A 12,261-nucleotide genomic window follows, 5' to 3' on the forward strand; every position below is an offset into this window, starting at 1 on the left:
AACCGACCTCCCAATAGTTAGATTTTTGGTCTAACTTTTGGGGGTCGGTTCATTTTCAGGTCCTCGTTTTTGTATTCAATTTACCTCATAATCCATCACCCAACATAACCGACACGGATAGATACTACGGTGTGCACGGTAGATTTACTGATATTAAAAATTTTGGCAGTTTTGCGGACTGTGGCGTTATTGTCTACAATATACTGTGCCAATTCGACAGCCCGTTTTTCGATATAATCTTTCATTCTCCCACCGACCTTTCTGTATAGCATATATATGAAAAATCGGTGTAATTTATGAGATTAAACCATCACCAACAATCTTATTTTTCTTGACAAAATATTTAACATTACTTATAATAGTATTATTGGCTGTTTATAAAGTATTAAGGAGAAATACAGGAGGAAATAAAACTTTAAATAACGTTATGCAAGGCTTATCGGACGCTATCGGTGCGTGAGGTTCATCGGGTGAACGGTTGTTGACGACTGCGTGGAACAACGCAAACAAGGCAAGGAAATTGAATTTTTATATGACAAAAACGCATAATGTGTAAAGGCTGTATTTGTGTACAGCCTTTTACAATTTTAGAAGGAGTTTTGAATTGTGAAATCAAAACAAGATTTGACGGTAGGAAACATAAATAAAAAACTTTGGGTGTTTGCGATACCGCTTATGCTCGGTAACGTAATGCAGCAGTTTTACAACTTAGTCGATACATGGGTAGTAGGAAAATACATAGGCGACAATGCTTTGGCGGCGGTCGGTTCGTCATATTCACTGATGACATTTTTAACATCTGTTATTTTGGGATTGTGTCTTGGAAGCAGTGCATTTTTTTCAATAACATTCGGCGAAAAAAATATAAAACGACTGAAAAACGGAATGTTTATTTCGTTTGTTATGATAGGAATATTTTCACTCATACTGACGTTTGCGTCATTTTACCTTTGCGGCCGTATTATGAAAATACTTCAAGTGCCGTATGACATTCAAGGTATAATGATCGAATATTTGAAGTGGATATTTGTAGGCATTTTCGCGACATTCCTATACAACTATTTTTCTAATCTTCTGCGAGGAATAGGCAATTCCGTAATTCCGCTTGTGTTTTTGTGCGTATCTGTGATACTTAATATCGGTCTTGATTTGTACTTTGTTTTGGTATTAAAGCAAGGCATACGCGGTGCGGCGATTGCAACTGTAATATCGCAGTATATTTCGGGTATCGGACTTATGATATATGTGTACATTCGTTATCCCGAACTTCGATTAAAATATGAAGATACAAAGTTTGTAAAACGTACGGCATACGACATAGCAATACTATCGGGAATGACGTGTCTGCAACAGTCTGTAATGAATTTCGGCATACTTATGGTGCAGGGGATTGTAAACAGTTTCGGTACACAAATTATGGCGGCGTTTGCCGTTTCTGTGAAAATCGACACCATTGCATATATGCCTGTACAGGATTTCGGAAATGCGTTTTCGACTTTTATCGCACAAAATTTCGGCGCGGGCAAGTATGACAGAATAAAAGACGGAATTAAAAAAGCACTCAAAAGTGTTGTACTGTTCTGTATTTTTATCAGTGCGATTGTGTTTATTTTCGCAAAACCGCTTATGATGATATTTGTAAATGCCGAAAGCACGGAGATTATAAACATCGGCGTACAGTATTTGCGTATAGAGGGTGCTTGCTATATCGGCATAGGTATTTTGTTTATGCTTTACGGATATTACAGAGCTATAAATAAACCGAGTATGTCTGTTGTGCTTACGGTTATTTCTTTGGGAATAAGAGTAGTGCTTGCGTATGTTTTGTCGCGTGTTATCGGTGTGGTCGGTATTTGGTGGTCAATTCCGATCGGTTGGTTTATCGCGGATGCGGTCGGCATTTGTTTTTATTTATTTAAGTTTGACAGATAATATTTTGTGAGATATAATTATATATAAGATTAGTTAGCGGTTGAATATGCGTGTGAAGTGATTGCTGAAGATGCAATAACTCTTGTGAAAGCCCTTATACGGGAGGCAGGCTGTGACGGTATTTATGACTGTGTGCAAAACGCGGAAACTTTTAGATTTACTTCGGAGGAATATCATAAATTTGTAGAGCCGTATGATTTAAAGGTGCTTGATTGTGCCAACAGTATCAGTAAATATACTTCATTGCTACGGTTGGAGCGGCGACAAAAACAGAAGTATGGAAAAATTATAGAGCAGCGGCGGTAAATTGGGCGGTTTATGTGGAAGATATGGACTTAAATGTGGGTAGAGATTTCTTTAACACAAATTGCGTGTTCGGTGGCTTTGACAACAGAAAAAACGGCGTTTTATACAGCGGTACGCTTGATGAAATTAAGTCGGAAACAATAAAATTTATAAATACGGTCGGAAAAAAGGTACAATACCGGGGGCGGATTGTACGTTGTCGAACGATATTGATTTGTTACACATAAAATGCGTGGCGGATACTGCCAGAAGTATATAAAACGGGGTATATAAATATGTGGAAGATAAGAGATTTAAAGAAAAAGGCAAGGGGAACTTTTAAGCGGAATTATATCGGCATTGTTATAACGTGCTTTATCGCGGCCGTTGTTATGGGCAGTTTCACAAATCCGCTTAAAGAAGTGAGGACATTAAAAGACACTTATTTTGACCAACTTAACGGAACGGTGCTTTTTGCGGAAAATCACAATTCCGATATGTCGAATACGGAAGTTGTCGATAACTTTTTAGGCAAGAGCGGTGAGGAAAGTGAAAGAGCACAGCATTGGACAAGAGGTGTACTGTCGGTGTTTGCGAAGAATACCGAGGGTGCAGGTAACTTTGTTTACGGTGTTTTAAATTCGATAAATCAAATTGTGTTTAACGACCGAGTGAGTGCCGGTGTTACTATTGCAATCGGCTCGTTGATTTATTTGCTTATAGCCATTCTTTTTACGAAGGTTTTGCTTATCGGACTGTATCGGTATTTGCTTGAAATTCGAGTCTACACAGGTACGAGAATTTCACGAATATTGTTTCCGTGGTCTATAAAAAAGGCACTGCATATTGCATGGGTTATGTTTGTAAGAAGTGTGTATTCACTTTTATGGTGCTTAACGATAGTCGGCGGATTTATTAAGATTTATTCATATAAACTTGTACCGATGATTATTGCGGAAAATCCCGAATTGAGTGCAAAAGAGGCTATAAAACTTTCTGAAGATATGATGAAAGGGTATAAGTGGAGAGCATTTTTGATTGATTTGTCATTTATCGGTTGGGATATATTGAATATACTTACACTTCAGATTTTGGGCGTATTTTTCCTTGAACCGTATAAACGTATGACGACAGTTGAACTTTATATGACGTTGCGTGAAAAAGCAAAGGAAAGAAATATTGAAAATGCGGACAGGCTGTGCGATAAATTGCTTGAAAGTGAAGTGACAAGCGGAATATATCCTATTAATGAATACTTCATAACAGTGCCTAAGGGCAAGAAGTGGATTCAGGAAGATTATGAACGTGATTACGGATTATCGTCATTGATACTGATATTTTTCACATTTGCAATGATAGGTTGGCTGTGGGAAGTGTTATTGTTCCTGTTTACAAGAGGTGAATTTATCAACAGAGGTACTTCACACGGACCGTGGCTGCCGATTTACGGCGTAGGCGGTACGGTCGTGCTGATTGTTTTAAAAAAATTCAGAAACAAACCGTGGCTGACATTCCTTTTGTCAATGGTGCTGTGCGGTGTAATAGAGTATTTTACATCGCTTATACTTGAAAAAGTTCAGGGTATGCGTTGGTGGGATTACAGCGGATATTTTATGAATTTTCAAGGCAGAATTTGCCTTGAGGGATTGGCTGTGTTTGCACTCGGCGGTTGTGCGGCGGTGTACCTTGTAGCACCGTCACTTGACCATCTGTTTTGCAAAATTCCTATGAAAATTAAGAAGATTATATGTGTCGTACTTGTAGTCCTGTTTGTCGCGGATATGGCGTATTCGGCATTTGTGCCGAATATCGGCGAGGGTATAACGGATAATGATGTGGCGAGAATAGAAATTAAAAAATCCGACGTATTGATTACGTCGGATTTTTGTTGATTTGATTTTTGAAGCTGTTGACGTTTCGTTTGCGGGCTTTTTGTTTAGAAGAATATAACAAGCGAGACGATGAACATATCGGCTGAATTTGAAACATTCATAACACCGTGATACTTGTCAACAACGGCGTTAACTGATTCAAGTCCCAAGCCGTGCATACCCTTTTTAAACGACAGGAATTTAGAACCAATCTTCTTAACATTGCCGTCAAACGTATTTTTTAAATCTAAAATCAATTTGTTTTTATCAGCGGTACAGTTCAGCACAATTCGCCTGTTTTTAAGCGGTGCCTTAGAACAAGCCTCCATAGCGTTTTCGACAAGATTACCGACCAAAATACTAAAATCAATATCACTCATAGGCAGTCCGTTCGGAACTGATACCGAAGTTTTAAAGTCTATTGAATTTTTAGCCGATGAAGAAACATAGAAGTGGAGCAGTGCGTTAAGCGTAAGATTTTCGCAGAAGAACAGCGGTACTGTGTCATTTGTTTCGCTTGAATATTCTTCGAGGTATTCTGCGATTTTATCAAATTGACGATTATTTGCAAAGTCGCTTATTACTCTGAAATGCTGACGCATATCGTGGCGGAGCTTTCGTGTTTCTTCGATTTGTTCGGTTATGTGGACATAGTTTTCCTTGTAAAGATTTATCTGACGTTCCATAAGTCGTCGTTCGTCATCGAGAACAATATTTCGTCTGTAATTATCTATAATACTTGCCCAGTATACAAAGTACAGACAGCCCAAAATCGTAAGTATACCTATTTCAAACGACTGGTCGGTGTAAATCGAATCATAAAGCGGTTGAATAATGTAAAGTAATAACGATACAGCAAAGCAAACATTGCCGAACAGAAAAATTCTGCCGTATTTTATATCATTAAAGACCGCATAAGTGCCTATTGCGACAAGATAAATTGCGGCTAACCACTCAAACACATTGCATAGGGTTGAAAGGAAAGTACATAACGGTGCACTTAAATAAGGTGTAAATATACCGTATACAAATGCGATATACAAATGCGATTGCACAGAATACCGAACCGCATATTTCGGAAATACTGCTTACGTTTTTATTTAAATTGCAGAGCCTGTTTTGGAGCATTATAACCATCAAATACACAAAGTGCGTGCAAAAATACTCAAATACATATGAAAAATTACCGCCCATGGAAAAACACAAATTGATCAGCGGGTGATTTAGGTAAACGGCATATATAAGGCACATAAAGAAGAACATATACGAATAATTGCTCTTGCCGCTAATTGCGAGAATAAGCGAGAACAGCGCACCGAAGAATATCAATGTCATGATAAAGTTGTTTATCAAAAACTTAAATGCTCTGGTGATATTGATTGAATACGGCTTGCCGAGTGTCGGCGGTGACGTAATTCCCGCTTTAATGCCGGATGCGTCCTTGACGGCGATTGTTATATATGTTTCGCCGGAGGCAGCGAAAAATGTGCAGCGGTTTTGTATTTGTGCTTTGTAATTATGTGTATCGCCGACCTTTAAATACAATTTGTCATTGATGTATAACTCATATGCCGAGTAAACCTGCGGCATTTCAAGTGCATAAAAACCCTCTTTTTCGGGGAAGTTTATTTTCATTCTGTATGTTCCGATAAAGGTATTATTTTTTGTTTGGCTTGTGTACGCTGACTCAGTATCACCGATTGAAACATATTTCATATTCGGAAGTGAAGTTTGATTTTTAAAATATGTCGGAGTGAGAAGTGCGTCTTCGTAAAATTCCCAATCCTTTATAAGAAAGTGAAACGAATTGCTGTCAATTTCCTCTTGCGAAAGCGTCAACACGCCTTTTTCGGGCTGGAGCTTGTTGTATGTATATTTGTTATTGAAAATATATAAAAATTCTGTAATCAAAGAGATAAGAACTATTGCGATAATAAAAATTACCGCAATAGTCTTAACGCGTTGTTTATTTTCCATAGTAATCATAGTGCCCTTTATTCTCTTATAATATCTTTTAATTCATAAGTTAAATACTGTTTCTTTACCTGTTGATTTTCACGTTTTTTAATCGGAACATAATCTCCGTTTTGCATTAAAAAATCATTGCCCGAAACAGTGTTGACGTAATCAAAATTTACGATAAATCCTTTACAGCAGTTTGAAAAACGGCTGTCTTCTGTTAAAATTGACGCACATTGTGAAAATGTGTTTTGAATTTCAATCGTCTTGTCCTTCAAATGAAGTCGGACTTTTCTGTTTGTAACATCTATGTACATTATCGAATCATATGCTATTTCAAGTTTTATTTCGGGTTTTGTTTTGTACAGAACCGATAATGCTTTTGAAGGTTCTTCGTATTTTTCAAAATATCTCTGCATAAGTGACTCAACTGCATCTTTTGTTATCGGTTTTACAAGATAACAAAAAGCATTTACACTGTAACTTTCACAAGCGAAGTTATTGCTTGTGGAAAGGAAGATGATTTCAACCGAACTGTCTGTTTTGCGTACAGTGCTTGCAGCTTCAATTCCGCTCATACCCGGCATATATATGTCAAAGAAAATTATATTATATTTGTTGTTTTCAAATTGCGTGACAAAACTTTCGGCATCGGAAAAGTCGGATATTGTAACGTTCATATTTCTTTCGGAGAAATATTCGTTAAGGTAATTTACAAGCGTTTCTCTGCCGACGGCTAAGTCATCAACAACTGCAATATTCATCGTGTTCACCGCCTTATGGATTTAAGAGCTGTCAACATTTTGCCGATATACTCTGACTATATTATATCATTGTAAAAATAATAATTCAACATATAAAATTGAGTTTCAGTTAATAAACTTGAGTTTCGGTGCGGAAATTTGCTTTTAAAACGTGCAGAATGCGTTTGATGCAAAATCTATTGAATTTTGATTTTCGGTATATTATAATTTCATCAGAAAGCAATGAGATACAGCAGAAGATAAGGAGATATGAGATGGGATTTTTTGATTCATTTAAGTCCGGAGCAAAAGATGTCTTTAAGGGGTATGATAAAGTTAAGCTAAATGATAAGATTACATATGATGAACTTTATGAGATTATGAAAGACGAAACATATTCTGTCGGTAAACCTGAGATTACGGGTTCGGGATTAATGAGATGTATTCAATTTCCTGCTGTGGATAAATATAAAATCCAAATTGCCATAACTTCAAAAACGATTACAATTTCAAAAATATACAGCGGTGCAGGCGGTTTGGCGAAAGAGATAATCGGTGACGCTTTTACAAACGGAATGTATGATATAGTCAATGAAGAAAATATTGACCTAAACAGAGCAACCAGAGAAGTAGGGGAAAAGCTTAAAGTTCTTTTGGAAAAAAGGGGCTTGGCTTAAAAAATATAAAAAAGAGGAATAAATTTCTTAATCGATGTATATTAATTAAGAAGTATGTTAAAAGGAGGAAATGAAATGAAATCAAAGGTAGTGGCATTAATTCTCTCTATCTTTTTGGGGGAACTTGGAATCGACAGATTTTATCTTGGCTACATAGGTACAGGTATTTTAAAATTAATCACCTGTGGGGGATTCGGAATTTGGTGGCTTATCGACTTAATTATGATAGCAACAGGTAAACTTAAGCCGAAAGACGGCTCAGAGTATGCAGAATAATAAAAAATAATTTTTTTTAAATGAAAGGACAAATATATATTATGAAAAAGAAAATTTTGATTATGGCAATGATTGCCGCTATGTCAGTAACAGCTTTAGCAGGTTGCGGAAGTGATGCAGATACATCATCAGACACAACAACATCAAACGTAACAACAACTTCTGACGATACAACATCATCTGATACTGTTATCGATGATGAAACATTCGCACAGCTTCAAGACATCTATTCAAACCTTGTTGAACTGCATACAACAGTTGCAGACGCTGTAAATGACGGTACAATCGAGGCAGATGCAGAAACAGTTGATCTTCTAAATCAAGCTGCCGACGTAATCGAAGAAATTGGCGATATTGAACAGACTGATTTCACAGATGAAGACGAGGCACTACAGTTGGTAGATTCTATGTCAAAAATAGCTGATGGTTTGGCTGCCGTTGCAGGTGTTGACGCAGAATAATTGATTTAGAAATTTAAAACAGTCCCCTAAAAAATCCGATATTTTATTGGACTCCAGATAAAATATAAGTACATTTTATCTGTACTGCAAAAATTGAAAAGCGGCAGCATTAGCTGTCGCTTTTGGAGTAATTGGGGATGTTTTTTTGAAAGAGAGAGATTATGGCAAAGAAAAAAGGGTGTTTATTTAAAATAGGAATTGCATTATTAATATTTATAGGCTTGATATTTGTGTTGTTTTGTATGGTTTTGATTATGCCATCGGAGGAGTATGAAACGGTTAATTACGATATTCCGAATATGCGTGATTATTATACTCACATAAAGGGCAACGGAGAGGATAAAGTTACACTTATGGTGTATATGGTAGGTTCTGACCTTGAAAGTGACGGCGGAGCGGCGAGTGAAGATATTGCCGAAATGACGGCGGCAAATGCGGATAATATTAATATTACATTACAGACAGGCGGAGCGGCCGCGTGGGAAAATGCAAGCATAAGTGACGGAAAAACGGAACGTCATATAATTAAAAACGGTGAATTGCAGAACGTGGCGAACTTGGGTGAAGCACAAATGACGTCCCCTAATACGCTGACTGATTTTATAAAATGGTCTGCCTCAAATTATCCTGCCGACAGATATGAACTTGTGCTTTGGAATCACGGCGGCGGTACGGCACTTGGTTTCGGATATGACGAAATGTATCCTGATGATATGCTGTCGCTGTCACAGATAGGAAATGCTCTGTCAGACAGCGGAATTAAGTTTGATATTGTAGGCTTTGACGCGTGCCTTATGGGTACGATTGAAACGGCATATATGCTTGAACCGTATGCGGATTATCTTGTTGCGTCGGAGGAATATGAGCCGGGAACGGGTTGGTATTACAGTGAATGGCTTAAAAATTTGTCTGACAATATGTCAATGCCGACTGTCGAAATAGGTAAGAAGATTGTGGAGGACTATATAAACGGTCCTGATTCGAGTTTTTTTGATTCAAATACGCTTTCAATCGTAGATTTGAGAGAAATTCCTTATACATATTCAAAGCTATGCGAAACAATGCAGCAGGAAGAAGGAGTTTTGGACAGCAGATATTCCGTAATATCGCAGGCAAGATACAATGCAAAATCATTCGGTGACGGTGAGTATGAACAGATTGATATAAAATCATATCTTGAAGAATGCGGCAAGAGTGATACGGAATTGGGCAAGGTGCTTAGAAGTGCGGTTAAGTATTCCGGCAGTTCGTCTTACAATTCAAACGGACTTGCAATGTATTTCCCGTATGACTATCCCGACTATTACGCGGAAATAAAAACAGAAACAGATAAGTTCGGTTATAACGGCTACAACAGCTTTTTCGATAGATTTTTGAGCATTATGGGTACAGGACAGATGAATTATTCGAGCGAGAATGATTACAGTGATTATTCCTGGTATGACAATACAAATTACGATACCTATAATGTATCAGATAAGTTGGAAGTAAAGGACAAGGGTGATTATTTCGCATTGTCGCTTTCGGACGAGGAATGGGATAAAATAAACGGAATTAATGTATGGGTGTATGTTGATGACGGCGATGGTTACGTTGACTTGGGTTCGGACAATGTGTATGAATTTGACGATGACGGTGATTTAATGGTCGATTTCGATTATTATTGGGTTGCATTAAACGGTCAGGTTGTTCCGTTTTACTTTGAATACGAAACGCCGGAGAACGTAAAGGACGGATACACATACGGCTATGTCCCTGCGGTGCTTAACGGCAACGAGCAGATTGAAATAATGATTTATTGGGACGAAAAGCACCCCGACGGTTATTTGGCAGGTTACAGACCGTACAGCGAAGAAGAAAATATATCAGTTCCGCAAAAAGGCTTTAAGCAACTTAAAAACGGCGATACGTTGGAATTTTTATGCGATTACTATACATATGACGGTGAATATGACGGAGTGTATTCATATGGTGATAAAATCGTTGTAAACGGCGATATTACTGTAGGTTATGAATATGTCGGCGAGTATGACACGAATATTTGTTATGAGCTTACCGATATATATAACAACAGTATAACAACCGAAATGATAGAACTTAAAATGAATTAAAAAACTATATGGAGGGAAAGAAGATGAAAAAATTTATAAGCACATTACTGTGTATTGTATTTGTTGCGGCACTTATGCCCGCACAAATTGCAAAGGCTGACAGCGATGTTATGAGTGTCGCAAATCAAGTAAAAGTACCTATATTGAATGAGCAAACGTACAACAACAAAAAACTTATGAATAAGTACACACGCGATATGTCGGATTGGTGGGCAACCGATTTGACATTGACGGCGGGAATGTTGTTCAAGAGATGTGATGTGGATAATGCGTATTATCAATACTGGGGTTCAATCAATGAGGCGGTTGAAACTATGGGTATGGCTTACGTTTCGACATTCAGAGGACACGATAACGGATTTTGGTCAACGAGTTTTAAGCTGAAAGACAGCGTTGCAAACAATTCCGTATTTCCCGAATTGGAAGCGACAGGTCAGCTTATGATGAGGTTCGGCGCTAATTTGATAGGTAATCACGCAAAAATGTCCTTTAAGAATACTATGATTCGAGGTGAGGGAAAAAAGGACAGCGGTTGGTTTAAACTTCAAAGCGGTGATACGTTAAACAATAAGTTTAAAATGCAAGGTGTATTTGATGCAAAAGTAAAAAAACCATATGTGTTCTTTGCCGATATAACAAAGCCAACTGTTAAATCGGCAAAAATGAACGGCACTGTACTGTATCTTGATATGGGTGAAAAGCTGAGAAGTATTGAAAACGGAAAGATTACGTTGACGCTTTATGCGACAAACGTTGAAAGCGGCGTTCAAAATATGGAACTTACTGCGACTTCCGGCGGTATAAACGGAAATGAAATATTTTTCTATGTACACGCACCTAAAAATGTTAAGGAATATCAAATTACGAAGATTAAGAGCATAGAGTATGACAAAAAAGAGTACACCGGTCAAATGTACGGTATAGCTTATGCCGACAAATATTTGGCGAGAAACGAAGAACCGCGATTTAAGGTTATAGACAACGCACCGGGATTAATTCCGGAATACTTTACCGCCACATCTCCGATTACGGACTATGCCGGCAACAGCCTTGACATTCATACAAAGGATTTGACGAGTTACTCACTTTTAGTCGATAAAAAAGCACCTGAAATTGACAGCGTTGAAATTGCGGGAAATATGATAGCGGCAGATTCAACGTCATATTCACAGCCGAGCGATTGGCCTGAAGATATTGACAAGAGCAGTGTGTTTGCAGGTGTCGGCGATACATTAACTTTTTCTGCAATGACAACGGAAAAAATTAAAACGAGCGAAAAAAGTTCAATGACTGCAGAACTTAATATATCGCAAAACGGAAGTAAAGCAGTGCTTGAAACCGAAAAATTTGAAGATATGTATGACGGCGTAAACAAGCGGACGGCAACGAAGATTACGTTTAAACCGATTACGATAACCGCCGATATGACTTGTGATAATAGCGAGCCTATAAGAATTGAAAAAATAAACACGGCAAACGTAGTCGATTTGTATAATAATGAGTTGGCAACGCAGAAAATATCGAAAAATCCGAAACAGCAGATTTATTTTGACAATATCGCACCGACTGTAAATGTCGGTGAAATAACCGGTGATGTAAACAGCGGTGAATTTTGCATACCGCTGAATTTCAGTGACGGAAAAGGCACGGTATCTGATTTTGACGGATTGACGGCAAGTTTTGCGTGGTGCTATGACCAAGATAAGCAAATTCCGTTTAAGTATGCTGTGACGACTTCCACCGATACACCGAGTGAGTATAAAGAATCGGTACTTAACAATGAAAATAACCTTGCGTGGAATAAATTCGATTTGCCTGTAAAAGATTATTACTTACATATTAAAACCGATAATTCCGAAATCAAAAACACAAAACTTTATTTCAGAACAGAGGACTGGGCAGGAAATGTGGGTGAACAGTCTGTTGATACGGATATAAATATTGAC

At 37.7% G+C, this 12,261-nt stretch carries 13 protein-coding genes; 9 read left to right on the top strand and 4 right to left on the bottom strand.

The genetic code is table 11. The features are described from left to right. Positions 1-95 precede the first annotated feature (95 nt). Positions 96-272, bottom strand: coding sequence for a sporulation transcriptional regulator SpoIIID (locus ACLTU0_RS07555; RefSeq protein WP_412321882.1), 177 nt, complete (start codon positions 270-272; stop codon positions 96-98). 334 nt (positions 273-606) lie between these two features. Between ACLTU0_RS07555 and ACLTU0_RS07560 the strand changes: the two genes are divergently transcribed. Genes ACLTU0_RS07560 through ACLTU0_RS07575 form a run of 4 tightly spaced genes read left to right on the top strand, consistent with a single transcriptional unit; the run spans position 607 to position 4,109 of the window. Further along, positions 607-1,932 carry an MATE family efflux transporter gene (locus tag ACLTU0_RS07560; protein WP_412321884.1) on the top strand — a complete coding sequence of 442 codons (1,326 nt, stop codon included), beginning with the start codon at positions 607-609 and terminating at the stop codon, positions 1,930-1,932. A gap of 57 nt (positions 1,933-1,989) precedes the next feature. Then, positions 1,990-2,238 carry a hypothetical protein gene (locus ACLTU0_RS07565; protein ID WP_412321886.1) on the top strand — a complete coding sequence of 83 codons (249 nt, stop codon included), beginning with the start codon at positions 1,990-1,992 and terminating at the stop codon, positions 2,236-2,238. Positions 2,239-2,252: 14 nt separating this feature from the next. Continuing rightward, the gene (locus ACLTU0_RS07570) at positions 2,253-2,465 is read left to right on the top strand and encodes a hypothetical protein (protein ID WP_412321888.1); all 213 of its coding nucleotides are present in this window, start codon (positions 2,253-2,255) and stop codon (positions 2,463-2,465) included. 48 nt (positions 2,466-2,513) lie between these two features. Next, on the top strand, positions 2,514-4,109 hold the full coding sequence (locus ACLTU0_RS07575) for a DUF975 family protein (protein WP_412321890.1): 1,596 nt from the start codon (positions 2,514-2,516) through the stop codon (positions 4,107-4,109). Positions 4,110-4,153: 44 nt separating this feature from the next. Here the strand turns inward: ACLTU0_RS07575 and ACLTU0_RS07580 are convergent, their stop codons facing one another. Genes ACLTU0_RS07580 through ACLTU0_RS07590 form a run of 3 tightly spaced genes read right to left on the bottom strand, consistent with a single transcriptional unit; the run spans position 4,154 to position 6,811 of the window. Further along, positions 4,154-5,050: a sensor histidine kinase gene (locus tag ACLTU0_RS07580; RefSeq protein WP_412321892.1), complete on the bottom strand. Its 897-nt coding sequence runs from the start codon at positions 5,048-5,050 to the stop codon at positions 4,154-4,156. Then, entirely contained in the window at positions 5,043-6,074 is a 1,032-nt protein-coding gene (locus ACLTU0_RS07585; RefSeq protein ID WP_412321894.1) for a hypothetical protein, read from the bottom strand. Before ACLTU0_RS07585 ends, ACLTU0_RS07580 begins: the two co-directional genes overlap by 8 nt. A gap of 8 nt (positions 6,075-6,082) precedes the next feature. Continuing rightward, the gene (locus ACLTU0_RS07590; protein ID WP_412321896.1) at positions 6,083-6,811 is read right to left on the bottom strand and encodes a LytR/AlgR family response regulator transcription factor; all 729 of its coding nucleotides are present in this window, start codon (positions 6,809-6,811) and stop codon (positions 6,083-6,085) included. Between the two features lie 254 nt (positions 6,812-7,065). Here ACLTU0_RS07590 and ACLTU0_RS07595 point away from each other — a divergent pair, with 254 nt between their 5' ends. The 5 genes from ACLTU0_RS07595 to ACLTU0_RS07615 all read left to right on the top strand — a co-directional run. Continuing rightward, entirely contained in the window at positions 7,066-7,467 is a 402-nt protein-coding gene (locus ACLTU0_RS07595) for a hypothetical protein (protein WP_022228981.1), read from the top strand. 75 nt (positions 7,468-7,542) lie between these two features. Beyond that, complete coding sequence (locus tag ACLTU0_RS07600; RefSeq protein ID WP_022228982.1) at positions 7,543-7,743, top strand: TM2 domain-containing protein; 201 nt, start codon at positions 7,543-7,545, stop codon at positions 7,741-7,743. A gap of 41 nt (positions 7,744-7,784) precedes the next feature. After that, positions 7,785-8,204, top strand: coding sequence for a hypothetical protein (locus tag ACLTU0_RS07605; RefSeq protein ID WP_412276066.1), 420 nt, complete (start codon positions 7,785-7,787; stop codon positions 8,202-8,204). A gap of 161 nt (positions 8,205-8,365) precedes the next feature. Next, positions 8,366-10,315 carry a clostripain-related cysteine peptidase gene (locus tag ACLTU0_RS07610; RefSeq protein ID WP_412276064.1) on the top strand — a complete coding sequence of 650 codons (1,950 nt, stop codon included), beginning with the start codon at positions 8,366-8,368 and terminating at the stop codon, positions 10,313-10,315. A 23-nt stretch (positions 10,316-10,338) separates the two neighbouring features. Further along, positions 10,339-12,261 (top strand): hypothetical protein (locus ACLTU0_RS07615; RefSeq protein WP_412321897.1); only part of this gene is annotated, 1,923 nt, incomplete at its 3' end.

The sequence above is a fragment of the Hominilimicola sp. genome (assembly GCF_046972485.1).
In the GTDB taxonomy this organism is placed as follows: domain Bacteria; phylum Bacillota; class Clostridia; order UBA1381; family UBA1381; genus Hominilimicola; species Hominilimicola fabiformis.